The sequence below is a fragment of the Shimia sp. R9_2 genome, from assembly GCF_017743735.1.
GTDB lineage: Bacteria > Pseudomonadota > Alphaproteobacteria > Rhodobacterales > Rhodobacteraceae > Shimia.
The window spans coordinates 189,141-205,425 of sequence record NZ_JAGHRO010000003.1; the positions used below are offsets into that span (position 1 = coordinate 189,141).

General features: G+C 61.0%; 13 protein-coding genes. 4 read left to right on the forward strand and 9 right to left on the reverse strand.

Translation table 11 applies throughout. The features are described 5' to 3' along the window. Window positions 1–3: 3 nt before the first annotated feature. Window positions 4–2,472 carry a penicillin acylase family protein gene (locus J7400_RS09540; RefSeq protein WP_209062505.1) on the reverse strand — a complete coding sequence of 823 codons (2,469 nt, stop codon included), beginning with the start codon at window positions 2,470–2,472 and terminating at the stop codon, window positions 4–6. Window positions 2,473–2,553: 81 nt separating this feature from the next. Between J7400_RS09540 and J7400_RS09545 the strand changes: the two genes are divergently transcribed. Beyond that, a complete protein-coding gene (locus J7400_RS09545; protein WP_209062508.1) occupies window positions 2,554–3,426 on the forward strand; it encodes an NAD(P)-dependent oxidoreductase in 873 nt (290 codons plus the stop codon). Window positions 3,427–3,639: 213 nt separating this feature from the next. Here J7400_RS09545 and J7400_RS09550 read toward each other — a convergent pair whose 3' ends face one another. Next, complete coding sequence (locus J7400_RS09550; RefSeq protein ID WP_209062509.1) at window positions 3,640–4,200, reverse strand: YSC84-related protein; 561 nt, start codon at window positions 4,198–4,200, stop codon at window positions 3,640–3,642. Window positions 4,201–4,305: 105 nt separating this feature from the next. Then, window positions 4,306–5,301, reverse strand: coding sequence for a porphobilinogen synthase (hemB, locus tag J7400_RS09555; RefSeq protein ID WP_209062512.1), 996 nt, complete (start codon window positions 5,299–5,301; stop codon window positions 4,306–4,308). Between the two features lie 107 nt (window positions 5,302–5,408). Between hemB and J7400_RS09560 the strand changes: the two genes are divergently transcribed. Both J7400_RS09560 and mfd read left to right on the forward strand, forming a co-directional pair. Further along, window positions 5,409–5,942, forward strand: a complete 534-nt coding sequence (locus J7400_RS09560; RefSeq protein WP_348539461.1) for a component of SufBCD complex — start codon at window positions 5,409–5,411, stop codon at window positions 5,940–5,942. 38 nt (window positions 5,943–5,980) lie between these two features. Further along, the gene (gene mfd, locus J7400_RS09565; protein ID WP_209062515.1) at window positions 5,981–9,448 is read left to right on the forward strand and encodes a transcription-repair coupling factor; all 3,468 of its coding nucleotides are present in this window, start codon (window positions 5,981–5,983) and stop codon (window positions 9,446–9,448) included. Window positions 9,449–9,611: 163 nt separating this feature from the next. Here the strand turns inward: mfd and J7400_RS09570 are convergent, their stop codons facing one another. From J7400_RS09570 to J7400_RS09580, 3 genes are all read right to left on the reverse strand, one after another. Then, the gene (locus J7400_RS09570) at window positions 9,612–10,820 is read right to left on the reverse strand and encodes a multidrug effflux MFS transporter (RefSeq protein ID WP_247738725.1); all 1,209 of its coding nucleotides are present in this window, start codon (window positions 10,818–10,820) and stop codon (window positions 9,612–9,614) included. A gap of 178 nt (window positions 10,821–10,998) precedes the next feature. Then, window positions 10,999–11,640, reverse strand: coding sequence for a DsbA family oxidoreductase (locus tag J7400_RS09575; protein ID WP_209062518.1), 642 nt, complete (start codon window positions 11,638–11,640; stop codon window positions 10,999–11,001). Then, entirely contained in the window at window positions 11,637–13,184 is a 1,548-nt protein-coding gene (locus tag J7400_RS09580; protein WP_209062520.1) for a class I adenylate-forming enzyme family protein, read from the reverse strand. The genes J7400_RS09575 and J7400_RS09580 overlap by 4 nt, the downstream gene beginning before the upstream one ends. Window positions 13,185–13,270: 86 nt before the next feature. On the opposite strand from J7400_RS09580, the gene J7400_RS09585 reads away from it, so the two are divergent. Further along, on the forward strand, window positions 13,271–13,894 hold the full coding sequence (locus J7400_RS09585; protein ID WP_209062522.1) for an XRE family transcriptional regulator: 624 nt from the start codon (window positions 13,271–13,273) through the stop codon (window positions 13,892–13,894). A gap of 284 nt (window positions 13,895–14,178) precedes the next feature. On the opposite strand, the gene J7400_RS09590 is transcribed toward J7400_RS09585, so the two are convergent. The 3 genes from J7400_RS09590 to J7400_RS09600 all read right to left on the reverse strand — a co-directional run bounded on the left by J7400_RS09590 (window position 14,179) and on the right by J7400_RS09600 (window position 16,203). Then, on the reverse strand, window positions 14,179–14,682 hold the full coding sequence (locus J7400_RS09590) for a hypothetical protein (RefSeq protein ID WP_209062524.1): 504 nt from the start codon (window positions 14,680–14,682) through the stop codon (window positions 14,179–14,181). 130 nt (window positions 14,683–14,812) lie between these two features. After that, window positions 14,813–15,490, reverse strand: a complete 678-nt coding sequence (locus J7400_RS09595) for a DUF1638 domain-containing protein (RefSeq protein WP_209062526.1) — start codon at window positions 15,488–15,490, stop codon at window positions 14,813–14,815. 20 nt (window positions 15,491–15,510) lie between these two features. Then, on the reverse strand, window positions 15,511–16,203 hold the full coding sequence (locus J7400_RS09600) for a class I SAM-dependent methyltransferase (protein ID WP_209062529.1): 693 nt from the start codon (window positions 16,201–16,203) through the stop codon (window positions 15,511–15,513). Between the last annotated feature and the right edge of the window lie 82 nt (window positions 16,204–16,285).

Consider the following 16,285-nt stretch of genomic DNA (forward strand, 5'->3'; position numbering starts at 1 on the left):
GGGTTACTGCGCCATCGGTTCAATCCGCGTCACGCCAACAGCGGCGGCGCGGGCCAGCTCTTCATCCAATGACATTGGAATATATTCGCCCCGCCGCCACAGCTGGGCCATGTCGTCATAAAAGCGCGACAGGAAGTGGCCGGACTGGCCGGTGGAGATCACAAAAACCGAGCTGTCAGGATCGGCGAAGTCATAGACGCCGCGGTAGCCTGCGGCGTGGACGTTGTGGTACGGGTTTTCGCCGGTGCCGCTGGTTTTGCCGCGCTGAAGTGTGTTGTCGCCCCCAGAGGTGGATTGGCGGATGTTCACAAAGAAGCGCAGGATCGGCACCTCGCCAAGCGCCTGATGGTCATGGGTGGCCTGATGGACATCGCCCCAGCGCAGAGATTCAAGCTGTGGACCATAGCGTTCTTCAATGGTGATGAGCGCGTCATCCAGCGCAAGTCTGGCCATGTCGGCGCAGGTTTCCTGAGGGACGCTTTGGCGCACGTCACACCATGCTGCGGCGCCGTCGATGTTGCGGAAGACACGTTCGATAAAGAGTGGCTCCACATGGGTGTACTCATCTGCCAGCGGGCCAAGATCGTCGCGGATCAGGCGCTCCTGTAGCGCGCGCACCCATGCGGCATAGATCAGCGGCTCCGGCAGGTGTTCGTTCATTTCGCCATTCCATTCAGACAACAGCGTAAGCGCGCGCTGGCGCTGGCGTTCGCGGCTGCCTTCGGGGGCGGCCTCGCCGGTGTACCAGAGTTCTGCGCCAATCAGCGGCAGGATCGAGCGGGCGGAGAAGCTGACGGTGTCGAGCTGGGCCTCGATAAAGCTGTCGCGGGTGTGGACGCGGCGGCCCTGCATCAGGCGCTGCCAGCGTTGGATGCGCTGACTGTCGCCCCAGATATAGGAGATATGCTGGGGGAAGGGGCGGTCGATGAATTTGTTGTTGGTGTTGCCGACGATGCCGCCAACGGGTTCCACAAAAGACGGGTTGTTAGCCGCATCAAACACGCCCTGCCAGCGGTTTTCGGCAAGCGCCCCCAGGGACGGCAGACGCCCGCGGCTTTGGTGCGCGCTGTCCCTGCGCGGGACGGCACCGATGAGGGCCATGCCGATGTTGTCTTTGTCAGCCAGCGTGAGCGTGAGGCCGGGGGCGACGTGCTGTTTGGTGACCTCAATGGCGCGCTCGACAGAGTCGGCATACATCAGGTCCAGAAGTGCAGTTGTAGAGCGGTCTTTCGGGCTAAGCGCGGTCCAGCGCAGGGCGGCCACATGGCCCGGAGGCGTGATGGCGGCGAGGTTGAAATCCGTGCCAGGCAGGACGGGTCCGTTTTCTGTCCAGCGCAGGGTCAGGGTGACGGGGCTGTGATCTTTGATGGTGATGATCGACTTGCGGGTTTCAAAGGTTTTGAAGCCGTCCGGTGTGCGGTAGCGCTCCGGGTCGCTGGGGTCGAGCTCTTCGATGTAGAGGTCCTGATCATCCACATAGGCGGCGGTGATGCCCCAGCCCAAAGCCTCGCTGCGGCCGGAAAGCACGACAGGAATGCCCGGGATTGTCGCGCCGATGACGCCGCCGCTTTGTAGCTCCAGCCGGGCGAGATACCAGATCGACGGCGCGGTCAGGCCGAGGTGCGGATCATTGGCCAGAAGGGTACCGCCGGAGGCGCTGCGGGTGGGCGCGGCGGCCCAGGCGTTGGAGGCCCCTGACAGCGCGGGGATCTTGAAAGGCGAGAGCGGATGGGCGGGCAAAGGCTTGCTCGCGGCATAGCGCGGAGCACCCGGAACAAGACTGGCATATTCTGGCAACGCGGCGACACCGGTGCCCGGCGCGTCTGGAAGAATGTCCACCAAGCGATTGATATCATTGAGTGCTAGAGAGGTGCGCGCGCGCAGAACTTCAGATTGCATCTGACCCGTGAGCTGCAGGGCCATGAGCTTTTGCAGGGCGATGGTGTCGGCAGGCTGCCACGGGGAGAAGGCCTGTTTGAAGAGGAAAAGCTCCGGTGCGCCGCGGCCCAGAGCGGAGCGGTTGACCTCGTCAATGCGCGCGTTCACGCCACGGGCGTAGGCTTGCAGAGCGGCCAGCACCTCCAGATCCTGCGCGGAGACCGATTGCTGGGCCGCGCCCGCGATGTCGAGCCGGCGCATGAGCTTGTCGATTTCCAGCGTGCGGGTGCCGAAGACCTCAGACAGCCGCCCCTGAGCCGTGCGGCGCATGGTGAGCATCTGCCAGAGGCGGTCCTGCGCATGGGCATAGCCCAGGCCAAAGAACACATCCTCGTCGGTTTCCCCGAAAATATGCGGCACATTTGCGTTGTTGCGCACAATCTCCAGTGGTGCGGAGACACCAGCCGCGGCAAAGGTCTTGTCGTAGTCCGGCAAGCTGCGGGAGGCGAGGAAATAGATCAGCATCACGCCGAGCACGGTGAGAATCACCAAGCCGCTGGCAATGCGCAAAAGCCATCTGAAAAATGCCGCCATGGGTCTGCCTCTTATAGTCCTTGCCTTCTGCTTGCGCAGGCGAGACAAGTATTACGACGAATGAAAGCAAGGGGAAAGCCGATGGCAAAAGTTGCGTTTTTGGGCTTGGGAGTGATGGGGTATCCGATGGCCGGATATCTGGTGAAAGAGGGCCATGAGGTGACGGTTTACAACCGCACCACCGCCAAGGTTGAGGCCTGGGCCAAGGAATATGGGGCCGGGTTCGCGGCGACCCCGCTTGAGGCCGTTGCCGGTGCAGAATTTGTGATGTGCTGTGTGGGCAATGATGACGATCTGCGCTCTGTTTGCCTTGGCGATGACGGTGCTTTTGCAGGCATGTCAGAGGGCAGCACTTTTGTGGATCACACCACGGTTTCGGCCAAAGTGACGGCAGAGCTTTACGCAGCGGGCAAAGCGCAGGGCATTGCTTTTGTCGATGCGCCTGTGTCTGGCGGTCAGGCGGGCGCTGAGAACGGCATTCTGTCGATCATGTGTGGCGGCGATCAGGCGGCCTATGATGTGGCGGAGCCGATCATGCGGGCCTATGGGCGCTCGATCAAACGTTTGGGCGAAAGCGGGTCCGGGCAGCTGACCAAGATGGTCAATCAGATCTGTATTGCCGGTCTGGTGCAGGGGCTGTCTGAAGGGCTGCATTTTGCGGAGAAAGCCGGGCTTGATGGCCGTGCTGTGGTTGATGTGATCGCGGGTGGCGCGGCGGGCAGCTGGCAGATGCAGAACCGCTATGAGACCATGATTGACGATGAGTTTGATCACGGTTTTGCGGTGGACTGGATGCGCAAGGATCTGGGCATTGTGCTCTCCACTGGCGATGAGATCGGCGCAAGCCTGCCGGTGACGGCGCTGGTCGATCAGTTCTACAAAGACGTGCAGAAACTGGGCGGCGGGCGTTGGGATACCTCCAGCCTGATCAAGCGCCTGCGCGCGCTGGATTGATTTTCTGAGCGCTTAGATCATGGTTCAACCAATTTGCAATGACTGCAGTGGGTCACATAGACCGGCCCCCTCCCATGGGGAGGGTCGGGGGCTGGTCGGCTTCGCCGCCTGCGAGCTGGTGGAAACCAAGCGATTCAGATTTTTAGGACGATGCTTCAGAAACAAAAAAAGCGCAGGCGGTGGCCCGCGCTTTTTCTTTTTAAAATAAACCGCTTACGGGATGATGCGGTTGTATTTGATGCCTTCCAGAGTGGCACCGATTTTCAGGCCTGCCTGGCCAAAGATCACGGCGATCACCGGCGCGAGCAGGTTGGTGGTTTCGGCACTCAGGTTGCCGCCTTCGTTGGCGACCACATATTGTGCGCCTGCGCCTGCGGCCCAACCGTTGGAGCTGCGGAAATCTGCGAGCGCGCCGTCGGTCATGAAGAACAGCACATGGGCGTGCTGCTGGGCACCGATTTGCAGACCCACGCTGCCCTTGGTGGCCGAGTAGTAATCCACGGTCACGTCGTTGACGCGCAGGGCGCCACGGCCGTAGCCGCCGCCAAAGCCAAATCCGGCCTCGGTGACCAGCGGCATCACCAGAATACCGGCGGCTTTGTCGCGCAGGTCGGTGGTGTTCGGATATTCGGAATAGAGGTAGCTGAGAGTTGCATCCGCGCGGGCGTCAATTTCGCTTGCGCCATTGGAGCCAACACCGTTGCCACATGCAGCGGTGACGCCAGCGGCTGCAAGGCCGGTGAGGGCGAAGCCGCGTCGGGTGAGATTGGTCATGGTCTTTGCCTGTGTTTGTTGAAGTCTGCTCAGTTCACCGGTTTTGATCCGGCTTTCCGGCAGTATAGACGGCCTGAAGGCCTATGTCACTAGATCTGCAAAGCTCTACCCGATTTTGCGGGCCACTTCGGGGGCAAAATAGGTCAAAATCCCGTCACATCCGGCACGTTTGAAGGCCATCAGGCTCTCCACCATGGCGCGGTCCCCGTCGATCCAGCCGTTTTGCGCGGCGGCCTGGATCATCGCGTATTCACCGGACACCTGATAGGCGAAGGTGGGCACGCCAAAGCTGTCTTTCACGCGGCGGCAGATGTCGAGATATGGCATGCCGGGCTTCACCATGACCATATCGGCGCCTTCATCGAGATCGCGGGCCACAAGGCGCAGGGCTTCGTCTGAGTTGGCCGGGTCCATCTGATAGGTGGTTTTGTCACCTTTGAGCGCACCGGACGCGCCCACCGCATCGCGGAACGGGCCGTAAAAGGCGGAGGCATATTTGGCGGCATAGCTCATCAACATGACATTGTGGTGCCCGCCTGCCTCAAGGGCGGTGCGGATCGCGCCGATGCGGCCATCCATCATGTCAGAAGGGCCAATGATGTCTGCACCGGCCTCTGCCTGAGAGAGCGCCTGCTTCACCAGCGCCTCCACGGTGGCGTCGTTGACGATCTCGCCATCCACCACAAAACCGTCATGGCCGTGGATGTTGTAGGGATCCAGCGCAACGTCGGTCATCACGGCGATTTCCGGCACGGCGGCCTTGATCGCGCGGGTGGCGCGGTTGGAGAGGTTTTCAGGGTTCCAGGCCTCGGCGCAGTCTTCGGTTTTGAGCGCAGGATCGGTGTAGGGAAAGAGGCAGATCACCGGGATGCCCAGATCAGCCGCTTCGCGCGCGGCCTCGACAATCTTGTCCACCGAGCGCCGCATCACGCCGGGCATGGAGGGCACAGGCTCCTCGACGCCTTCGCCGTCGCGCACAAACACCGGCCAGATCAGATCATCCACCGTGAGCGTATTTTCGCGCACGAGGCCACGGACGGCCGCAGATTGGCGGGTGCGCCGCAGGCGGGCGGTCGGAAAGGCAGCGGGGGAAGTGGGCATGATCGGCTCCATGTGTTGCTGCCCCGTAGGTGCCACGGAAATTCCGCCATCTCAAGGCTAGGAATTGCCGCAGTGGCAGGGTATGTCGTTTAAAAATTTAAAGGGCAGTGAAAACTTTGGACCTGAGCCAAACCGTATTAGAACTCATCGACTTCCGAAGCTTTTCGAACCTGTGGTTCTGGATTGCATTGGCGGTGTTTTGGTCCTCTGCCAGCCACTGGGTGCTGGGTGTTCCGTGGGATCTGGTCCTGCGCGCCAAGCGCAAGGGCGGGCAGTTTGAGGAAGATTTTCACGCGCTGGTGCAGATCAATATCAACCGCATTCTGCATATGGTGGATGTCGCCGGCATGTGGCTGGTGGGGATTGTGAGCTTTGTACTCACCGGATTGGCGGTTTTGGGTTTTGGCTACGCGATTGAGTTTGCGCAGGCGGTCTTCTTGATTGCGCTGCCCATGAGCCTTGTGTTTGCGATGAGCGTGCGCGCCTCGCGGCATATCAAGCGCGATGATCTGAACGGTGATACGCTGCGTAAACGGCTGACGCGGCACCGTTTCTGGGTGCAGCTGGTCGGGATGATCTCGATTTTTGTGACCTCTCTGTGGGGCATGTATCAGAACTTGTTGGTGTCGCCTCTGGGATAAGGCCGGGGCGTAACCCTTTGAAAATGAAGGCGTGAGTGATGAAAGACGCGCAGCACATCTCTGTGGGTGGGGCGCCGGAAGGCTTTGATGCCCAGCTCATTTTGAATGAGGTGGCCAAAAGTGGCGGCCCGGTGATCCATGTGGCACGCGATGACAAGCGCATGGCGGCGACCCGTGCCGCGCTGAGTTTCTTTAAGCCCGACATGCCGGTGATTGTCTTTCCGGGCTGGGACTGTCTGCCCTATGACCGGGTGTCGCCCAACGCTGATATCTCGGCGACCCGCATGGCGACGCTGGCAGGACTGGTGCATGGCATGCCGGAGCAGTTTGTGCTACTCACGACGCTCAATGCGGTGACGCAGCGCTTGCCTGCGCGCAATATCCTGAAAGAGGCGGCCTTCCGGGCGCAGGTGAATGCGCGTGTGGATGAGGAAGCGCTGCGTAACTTCCTCGTGCGTATGGGATTTTCCCAAGCGCCCACGGTGATGGAGCCGGGCGACTATGCCATTCGGGGCGGCATCATCGACATTTATCCCCCCGGCGACAGCGGCCCGGTGCGGCTGGATTTCTTTGGCGATGTGCTGGATGGAGCGCGGCGGTTTGATCCGGCCACTCAACGGACCACAGAGACATTAGATGCGATTGAGCTTGCGCCGGTGAGTGAGGTCATTCTGGATGAGGCGGCGATCACGCGCTTCCGGCAGAATTACCGCATCGAGTTTGGTGCGGCGGGCACCGATGATCCGCTTTATGAGGCGATCAGCGCAGGGCGCAAACATCAGGGTGTGGAGCACTGGCTGCCGTTCTTTCATGAAGAGCTGGAAACGCTATTTGACTATCTGCCCAATGCGTCAATTTCCGTGGATGATCAGACAGATGCGGCGCGTCTTGCTCGTTGGGAAGCGATTGCCGATCAATATGAAACCCGCCAGCACGCGATGACGCAGAAGGCGCGGCTGGATACGGTCTATAAGCCAGTGCCGCCGGGGCTGCTTTATCTGGATGATAAGGCCTGGGATCAGGCGGTCGCGGGGCGGCGGATGCTGCATTTTGCGGCGCTGCCACAGGCGTCGGGGCCGGGCACGATTGATGCGGGCGGGCGCATAGGACGCAATTTCTCACCGGAGCGGCAACAGGAAAGCCTGAGCCTTTTCGGGGCTTTGGCGGATCATATTCGCAAGAAATTGCCGGATGGGCCTGTGGTGGTGGCGAGCTATTCCGAGGGCGCGCGGGAGCGTCTGAGCGGCCTCATTGAGGATGAGGGACTTGCGGAAACCATTCCGGTGACGGATGCCAGCCGGATCGGCAAAACGGGGCTTTATCTGGCGGTCTGGGCGCTGGAGCACGGGTTTGAGACCCCCGGTCTGACGGTGATTTCCGAGCAGGATGTGCTAGGGGATCGCCTGATCCGCGCGCCGCGCAAGAAAAAGCGCGCCGAGAACTTCCTGACGGAGACCCAATCGCTGAGCCCCGGGGATCTTGTGGTGCATGTGGACCACGGGATCGGGCGTTATCACGGGCTTGAGGTGGTGACGGCGGCTGGGGCGGCGCATGAATGCATCCTGCTGGAATATGCCGAGAGCGCAAAGCTTTACCTGCCGGTCGAAAACATCGAGCTGCTGTCGAAATACGGCCATGACGAGGGCTTGCTGGATCGGCTGGGTGGTGGCGCTTGGCAGGCCAAGAAAGCCAAGCTGAAAGAGCGCATCCGCGAGATGGCGGATCGGTTGATCCGGGTGGCGGCAGAGCGCGAGCTGCGCTCAGCGCCTGTGCTGGAGGCGCAGCATCATGCCTGGGAGGAATTCTCCGCGCGCTTTCCTTATCAGGAGACCGATGATCAGCTGCGCGCGATTGGCGATGTAATTGACGATCTCTCCTCGGGTCGGCCCATGGACCGGTTGGTCTGTGGCGATGTGGGCTTTGGCAAAACCGAGGTGGCGATGCGTGCGGCCTTTGTGGCGGCGATGTCGGGCCAGCAGGTGGCTGTGATTGCACCAACCACGCTTTTGGCGCGTCAGCACGCCAAGGGATTTGCAGAGCGTTTCCGTGGATTTCCTCTGGAAGTCAGAGCCTTGTCGCGGTTTGTTTCGGCAAAGGAAGCGGAGAAAACCCGCGATGGTATGGCCCGTGGGACGGTGGATATTGTTGTCGGCACCCATGCGTTGCTGGCCAAAAACACGCGGTTTCAGAACCTTGGGCTGCTGATCATCGACGAGGAACAGCACTTTGGTGTGGCGCATAAAGAGCGGTTGAAACAGATGCGCAGCGATGTGCATGTGCTGACGCTGACGGCGACGCCTATTCCGCGGACGTTGCAGCTGAGCCTGTCAGGCGTGCGGGATCTTTCGATCATCGGCACGCCGCCGGTGGACCGTCTGGCGATCCGCACCTATGTGAGCAGCTTTGATGCGGTGACCGTGCGTGAGGCGCTGTTGCGGGAGCATTATCGCGGCGGACAGAGCTTCTATGTGGTGCCGCGGGTGAGCGATTTGCCGGAGATCGAGGAATTCCTGCGCGATCATGTGCCTGAGGTGAGCTTTGTCACCGCTCATGGGCAGATGGCGGCGGGTGAGCTCGACGACCGGATGAACGCCTTTTATGACGGCAAATATGATGTGCTTCTGGCCACCACAATTGTGGAAAGCGGGCTGGATATTCCGACGGCCAACACAATGATTGTGCATCGCGCCGATATGTTTGGCCTCGCGCAGCTTTACCAGATCCGGGGACGGGTCGGGCGCTCCAAAACACGCGCCTATGCCTATCTGACCACCAAACCACGCGCGAAGCTGACCCCGGCGGCAGAGAAACGCCTGCGGGTGCTTGGCTCACTGGATACGCTGGGAGCGGGCTTCACGCTGGCCTCGCAAGATCTGGACATTCGCGGCGCGGGGAACCTGCTGGGCGAAGAGCAATCCGGGCAGATGCGGGATGTGGGCTATGAGCTCTATCAGTCGATGCTTGAGGAGGCGATTGCCAAGATCAAGGCCGGGGAGCTGGAAGGGCTGTCTGACGGGGATGACCAATGGGCGCCACAGATCAATCTGGGTGTGCCGGTACTTATCCCCGAAAACTACGTGCCGGATCTGGATGTGCGCCTTGGGCTCTATCGCCGCCTGAGCGGACTGCAGGGCAAGGTGGAGCTTGAGGGCTTTGCCGCCGAGCTGATTGACCGGTTTGGGAAATTGCCTAAAGAGGTCAACACCTTGCTGCTCATTGTTCGCATAAAGGAGATGTGCAAGAAGGCTGGAATTGCCAAGCTTGATGGCGGGCCAAAAGGCGCGACCATTCAGTTCCACAATGACAAATTTGCCTCCCCGCAGGGGTTGGTGGAGTTTATTCAGGATCAGAAGGGTCTCGCCAAGGTCAAAGACAACAAGATTGTTGTGCGGCGTGATTGGACCAAGTCCTCTGACAAGATCAAAGGGGCTTTTGCGATTGCCCGTGATCTGGCCCAGAAGGTTGTGAACGAGAAGAAGCGCGCCAAGGCCAAGGCCGCGAAGTAGGCGGCTGGCGGGGGCGGCTGTGGTGGCAACAAGAGACGCTGTCTCTGCCACCGCAGATGGTGCTGAGCGCTGCCCGTTCGCCGCTGAGCGCGGCTCACCCCCGGGATATTTTCCGAATGAGAACGCGGGCTTGTGTGCGCTCAAGCCGCCGCTGCACCTTGCCTTAGGCCAGCGCTTCCTGACGGCGCATGTGCAGCATCATGGCGAAGCTGATCACCGCAAAGACAAAGAGCGCGAGGGCCATCGGGAACGGGGTGCCGTCAAAAGCCAAACCAACCGGGGTGGCGAGCAGGCCGCCCAGAATGGTGGAGATCGCGCCCATGACAGAGGCAGCGGTGCCAGCCATATGGCCAAGCGGCTCCATTGCCATGGCATTGAGATTGCCGATGGTCATGCCGATGGAAAAGAACAGTCCGGTTTGCCAGATCACGAAGGCGATGAACTGAACGCCAATGTCTGGTGAGGCGCTGGCGGCGATCATCACGAGGGCAAAGACCGCCTGTGCGGCGATGGCAACGGTGACCAGATAGCGCATACCAAGCACCATCACGAGCTTTGCGTTCAACAGGCTGGCGGTGCCAGAGAACAGCGCCACTGCGGCGAACCAGAGCGGGAATTGATCCGCGCGATCAAAGGTTTGCTCATAGATTGGTTGCACAGAGCTGATCATGGCAAAAAGCCCGGCGAAGATCAGAGATTGCACCAGCATGGAGGTGCGCACCGCGGGGATGGCCCACATTTCCCGCACCCCTGCCATCAGTTTGGCAAAGCTGAAGGGGCGGCGGTTTTCCGGTGCGAGGGATTCCGGCAGGCGGGTGCCGATCCAGATCATGGAAATTACCGAAAAAACAATGAAGGCCACAAAGATGCCGCGCCAGGAGGAGAAATCAATGATCACCATGCCAAGGGCCGGGGCAAAGGCGGGCACCAGTGTGAAAATCATCATGGCAAAAGACATGATGCGGGCCATTTCGCGCCCGGCAAACAGATCCCGCACTATTGCCATGGTGGCGATGCGCGGACCGGAGGCACCGATCCCTTGAAAGAAGCGGGCGGCGAGCACCCATTCCAATGTGGCGCTTTGCCAGCCGATGAAGGCGCAGATCGAGAACAGGATGGCACCGACAATCACCACGGGTTTGCGGCCAAAGCGGTCTGACAGCGGGCCGGTGAAAAAGGTGCCAAGCCCCATGCCCATCACAAAGGAGGTGATGATCAATGTGGCGCGGGAGGGTGCATCGGGGCTAAGCTCGCTGGCGATTTCAGGCAGCGCGGGCAGCATCGCGTCAATCGAGAAAGCAATGGTGGAGAACATCATGGCGCACAGCGCGATGAATTCGACCTGCGTCATGGGCAGGGAGTCTTTGGTCATGACGGTCTCCGGTGCTTTCCCTTGATGCGGGCGCGCTTTCGGCAGGCGCTGTGCGTCTCTGCGGAGCGGGTCCACACCAGTTGGGCGTTGTGCTTGGCTTGACGGCGGCACAGATGGGCCGCGCGCAGAGCAGAGCTTAGCGCGGCCCCCGAAGGGTCACAAGATCAAAAATGAACGGTTATTCAGCGGCGGTCTGGGCCTTCAGATCCGCAATCACCTTCAGCCAGAGATCGGCAGGCTGGGCGCCCGGAACCGCGTGCTGGTTGGCCACAATGAAGGTTGGCACCGAGTTCACACCCATTTTGCGGCTGTGGGCATCGCGGGCGCGGATGTCATCGACATCGGCGTCAGAGTCGAGCAATTTGCGCACCATGGCAGCGTCCATGCCGGCGCTGTCGGCGATGTCTGCCAGCACGTCGGTGTCGCCAATGTCGCGGCCTTCGTTGAAGTAGGCGGCAAAGAGCGCATCCACCACTGCGTTCTGTTTCTGCTCGATCCCGGCCCAGTGGATCAGACGGTGGGCGTTGATGGTGTTGGGGGTGCGCTTCATCGCGGCGAAGTCGATGTCGAGCCCTTCTTCGCGGGCGTGGCGTTCGATTTCGCCATAGACGCGCACGGCATTTTCCTTGCCGCCAAATTTGGTTTCCAGATATTCGCGGCGGTCCATGCCTTCGTCAGGCATGTCCGGGTTGAGCTGGAAAGGGTGCCATTCGATCACGAAGGGATGGTCTTCGACCTCTGCGAGCGCTTTCTCAAGACGGGTTTTGCCGATGAAGCACCAGGGGCAGATCGGGTCAGAGATGATGTCGAGTTTGATCATGGTGTGGCCTTGAGGGTTTGCGTTTCAAAATCTGCGCGCAGGGCGCGGCGGTTGAGCTTGCCGTTTGCATTGGTGGGCAGGACCGGCAGGCGGATGTAGAGCCTTGGCTGCTTGTAGCGCGCCAGGCGGGCGGCCGCAAAGGCTTTCAGATCCGCCTCCACGAGATCGTGATCAGCGGTATAGAAGGCGGCAATGACGCGGGTGTCGGCTTTGATCTCGACATCGGTGACGGCCAATGTGGCGATGTCCGGATGGTTGAGGAGCGCGGCTTCGACCTCCAGCGGGGAGACGCGGAAGCCGCCAGCATTCATCATATCGTCGGCACGGCCCATATAGGTGATGTGACCCTGCGCATCCATCGCCCCGAGATCGCCGGTGAGAAACCACTCGCCGTCAAAGCGCGCGGAGGTGGCGTCGGGCGCGTCAAAATAGCCAAGCATCAGGCCTGGGTCGGATCTGTGGATCGCGATGACACCGGGGGTTCCGAGCGGTGCGGGTGTGCCGTCCGCAAGGATCGCAACCCGGCGTCCGGTCTGGGGCTGGCCCAAGGTTTTCGCCGGTGCCAGGGCTTCCGGGCTGGCGGAGATGAAAGTGGAGCACTCAGACATGCCAAAGGCTTCGTAGAGTTTGGTGCCGGTGGCGACATTCCAGCCTTTCCGCAGCGGCTCGGACAGTTTTTCGCCCGCACAGAGGCCGTGGCGCAGGGTGGGAAGCGCCGGGGGCGCGGGCGCGTCCAGCATCTTGCGATAGACCCCCGGCGCGGCGGCAAAGAGGGTCGCCTGATGCTGACGCAGAAGGTCTGGCAGGGCGGCGGGGGCGGTGTCTGGGGCTGGGATGAGGGCGGTGGCGCCAATGGTCCAGGGATCCATGAGGCCGGTGCCCAATGTGAAGGTCCAGTTGAACGCGCCTGCATGTAGCAGACGGTCCTCTGGTTGCAGGCCGTACCAGCCGTCAAACATCATCTGACGCGCCCAGATGGCGCGATGCGCATGCTGCACGGCGCGGGGCTGGCCGGAGGTGCCGGAGGTGTAAATGACATAGGCGGGACGGTTGGGGTCGCCTAGAGAAAACTCCGCAGGTGGGAGGTTGCGCATCTCCAAAAGGTCTTGCGTTGTCAGTGTTTTGGACGTGGGAGCTGAGGCGGTTGGCACGGCCGGATCATGCAGAATAGCGGCCGGTTTCAGTGTGGCGATCATGCGCGCGACCTCAGGCTCCGTGAGCTGGGTTGAGGTGGGCACGGGGATCAGATCGACAGCAATGGCGGCGAGGTAGGCAATGGGGAAATCCACGGTATTGCCCAGACGCATCAGCACATGGTCGCCGGGTGTGAGACCTGCGTTCAGAAGTCCGGTGGCGGTGCCGAGAATGGCGGATTTCAGCTCGCTGTAGCGCCAGATTTGTACGCCGGTTGCCGAGATCACTTCGAGGGCGGGCTTGTCTGCCAGCTTGTCGGCCAGCCGCAGCACATGGGCGGCCATATTGAAGGCCTGCGGGCAGGGTGGCGGCGGGCCTTGGTCAAAAAGTGAGGTGGTCAGCGTGGTCATGCAGATTGGGTACGCAGGCAGGGACGGGAGCGCAAGCGCGACGTGGCGGTTGCAGAGCTTGGGGCAGGCGCGCTAGAAGCGCTGGCATGACAGAAAAAGACCCCAAATCGCTCATCCGCATCGCCCGTGAGAACGGGGAGCAGGATCATGTGGAACCGCTTGACCTGGGCCAACGTGTGCGGGACCTGCGCAAGGCGCGCAAATGGACGCTGGAGCAGGCCGCCAATCAGGCGGGGTTGGCGCGCTCGACCTTGTCAAAGATCGAGAACGGGCAGATGTCGCCGACTTATGATGCGGTGAAGAAGCTGGCTGTGGGGTTGGAAATCTCGGTGCCGCAGCTGTTCACCGCGCCGCAGAAAGGGCAGATCACGGGCCGCATGTCGGTGGTGAAATCCGGCGAAGGCGCGCATCAGGTCACTGCGACCTATGAGCACGAGTTGCTGGCCGAAGGGCTGCGCAAGAAGGCCATGCTGCCTTATCGGGCGCGGGTGCGCGCCCGCTCCATGGAGGAGTTTGACGGCTGGGTGCGCCATGACGGGGAAGAGTTCCTCTATGTGCTGACCGGGGTGATCACGCTTTACACCGAGTATTATGAACCGGTGGAGATGCGCCGGGGCGACAGCGCCTACTATGATGGCGCGATGGGTCATAATGTGGTCTCGGTGAGCGATGAGGATGCCACCATTCTTTGGGTGACCTCGCTGGTGTGAGCTGCTCGCGTCTTTGGGTTGGAGCGCAAAGGCGAAAGGCTCACCAGAGCAAAACCGCTTTGCGCCTGATCCATCCCTGTCTGATCACACACTGACCTCTCTGCTTTCGGCCTCAAGACAAATAGCTGTCTCCCCGCCCATGGCGGGGCCCCTCGGTGATTTATCTTGCGCCCGTGCAGCAGACAGGCCGTGCGGAATTCAGACGGGGTGGCTCCGGAGCAAAGCTTTTGGCGCAGGCAGACGCAAGAAGCGATCCGCTTACCTCAGATAAGACGCAAATGACTTCAGCAGGCGGCTTTGACGTTAAGGGTTTGATCATCACCGCCAAGCGAGAAGGTGGCGGATTTGTTGTAGGCCGCGTCAAATCCTGTCCAGTCGCAGGCCCTGTCTTTGTCCAGAAGGGCTTTGGCGTAGTTGATGCGGGCCTGCAGTGTCAAGGTGGGGGCGGCTTTGCACAGGCGCTGGCGGATGGCGTCGATCGTGCAGACATGCAGCGTGCCATCTGCGCCTTTGTAGGGATTGGCGCCGTAGATGATGCGCATGGTTTTCATGTCCAAACCAAGCCGTTTGGCCTCGCGCTTGAGCTCTGACTCGGTCACGCCGTTGATGGGCGTGCGACCGGCATAGGTGTATGTGAACAGCAGCGGCGTGAGGGGGCCGGTGTTGCCGACCTCCACATCGTTGAGTTCGGTATAGGCCACGTCATAGTCGCCCAGTCTGGTGACCTGTGAGCTGCGCCCAGAGCCGGTGGTTTCACAGCCTGCCAATGCACAGAGCAGTGCGGCCATGACAGCCTGTCGTGACCCAAAGATTTGAAGATGCGCCCAATTCATCATGCGCGCCCTTTTAGAGGGGTGTCGCGCAAATGGCAACTTTTCTTCTATATTTCAGATGCGTAGGCGGTACCGCTCATGTGGTTTAAGTGAGTTTTTTGCTCTGGTTTTGCAGCGCAGTTTCCAGATCGCCATAGCCCGTGAAGCGGCGCTCAAAGGCGAGGCCCAGCCGATCCGCGCAGTCTTTGGCCTTTTCGGTCAGCGCGGGATCATCGGTTTGGGCCTGATAGACCAGCTTTTCATAATTGCTAAAATACATGTCCCGCAGCTCCGGATGGCGGTCCAAACCCATGGGTTTGATGACAAAGGCCTCAAACTGGCGCACCAGAAAATCGGTGAGATAGAAGGCGGTGAATTCATCCTCAGCGAGTTCGGCAAAGCGGTCGTTGCCCTCAAAGAAGCTGTAGCAATGGGGGCCTGCGATCATCTCCACCCCTAGCTCTTCGCAGGTCTGGGCCAGCCCGCCGCCGGTGCCGCAATCGGCGTAGACCACAAAGATCTGATCATGGGTGTCGCGGTGTTTGGCCACGGCGTCGCGCACCGCGGGGGCGATTTTTTCGGGGTGCACATGGTAGATTGCGGGCAGGCAGGTGAGATCCATGTGAGACCAGTTGTTGCGTTTGATCAGATCGAGGATTTCACGCGCCAGCGCGCCGCAGGCCAGCAGCAGAACGCGACCGGTTGCGCCGGTGGGGGCGAGGCCGGTTTCTGTGAGGGTGCTGTCGTCGGGAAGCGGACTTGGCGATGTTACTGGCTGGGTCATGGGCTTGGTCGCGGGTTGGGTCAGGGTTTGGTCAGTTTGACGGCGAAGCGGCCGGGCAGCAGCGGGCTTGGGCCGTAAGCGGTGAGGATGTCGCAGCGCCAGCCGATGTTTTCCAGGGCGGATTTGGTGGCCTGTGGTGCGCGGCGGGTTTGATGGTGTGTGACCCAGTCGATGCGGTCAGCGACCTGGGTTTCAATGCGGCGGGTCAGGCGCGCGCCGCCCACGGTAACTTCGACCCGCACGGCCCAGTCTTCGCCACTTTGGCGGGTCGCCTGAGGCAGGCAACGGTGGCCGATGAGATCAGCGATGAGCCGCCCGCCGGAGGGCAGGGCCTCAAAGGCGGATTGGGCGAGCGGCAAGAGTGTGTCGTGGCCGGTTTCCGGATCAATGTAGCTGAGCACTTCGCCCAGGCAGGTGATCGCCGTGGTGCCTGCGGGGATGTCGACGCTGGCGGCGTTGCCTTTGGTGACGTCAAGTCCGCGGCTGCGCGCCAGATCGACAAAGGCGGGGGAGAGATCGATGCCTGCACCGGTAAGTCCGCGCGCCTGTGCGGCCGCAAGCCAGGTGCCGTCGCCACAGCCCACATCAAAGAGCTGCGCGGGTGCCGGGCCGCCGGAGATCTCTGCCGCCAGCCAGTCAAAGGCTTCGGCAAAGGTTGCGGTGTGGCCTTCGGCATGAATGCGGGCGAGATCGGGAGAATAGAGACCGGACATGCGCGCACCTTATCGCATTTTGCGTTTGAGACTAATCACTTGTTCGCGGCGTATCTTGGGGATCAGCGGCAAAAAATGATGG

Excerpts from the sequence above, each read along its gene's own strand:
- J7400_RS09550 (WP_209062509.1), bottom strand. The coding sequence starts at position 4,200 with ATGACCAATCTCACCCGACGCGGCTTCGCCCTCACCGGCCTTGCAGCC.
- J7400_RS09570 (WP_247738725.1), bottom strand. The coding sequence starts at position 10,820 with ATGACCAAAGACTCCCTGCCCATGACGCAGGTCGAATTCATCGCGCTG.
- J7400_RS09590 (WP_209062524.1), bottom strand. The coding sequence starts at position 14,682 with ATGGCCGCACTGCTCTGTGCATTGGCAGGCTGTGAAACCACCGGCTCT.
- J7400_RS09545 (WP_209062508.1), top strand. The coding sequence starts at position 2,554 with ATGGCAAAAGTTGCGTTTTTGGGCTTGGGAGTGATGGGGTATCCGATG.
- J7400_RS09580 (WP_209062520.1), bottom strand. The coding sequence starts at position 13,184 with ATGACCACGCTGACCACCTCACTTTTTGACCAAGGCCCGCCGCCACCC.
- J7400_RS09575 (WP_209062518.1), bottom strand. The coding sequence starts at position 11,640 with ATGATCAAACTCGACATCATCTCTGACCCGATCTGCCCCTGGTGCTTC.
- hemB (WP_209062512.1), bottom strand. The coding sequence starts at position 5,301 with ATGCCCACTTCCCCCGCTGCCTTTCCGACCGCCCGCCTGCGGCGCACC.
- J7400_RS09595 (WP_209062526.1), bottom strand. The coding sequence starts at position 15,490 with ATGACCCAGCCAGTAACATCGCCAAGTCCGCTTCCCGACGACAGCACC.
- J7400_RS09600 (WP_209062529.1), bottom strand. The coding sequence starts at position 16,203 with ATGTCCGGTCTCTATTCTCCCGATCTCGCCCGCATTCATGCCGAAGGC.
- J7400_RS09585 (WP_209062522.1), top strand. The coding sequence starts at position 13,271 with ATGACAGAAAAAGACCCCAAATCGCTCATCCGCATCGCCCGTGAGAAC.
- mfd (WP_209062515.1), top strand. The coding sequence starts at position 5,981 with ATGAAAGACGCGCAGCACATCTCTGTGGGTGGGGCGCCGGAAGGCTTT.
- J7400_RS09540 (WP_209062505.1), bottom strand. The coding sequence starts at position 2,472 with ATGGCGGCATTTTTCAGATGGCTTTTGCGCATTGCCAGCGGCTTGGTG.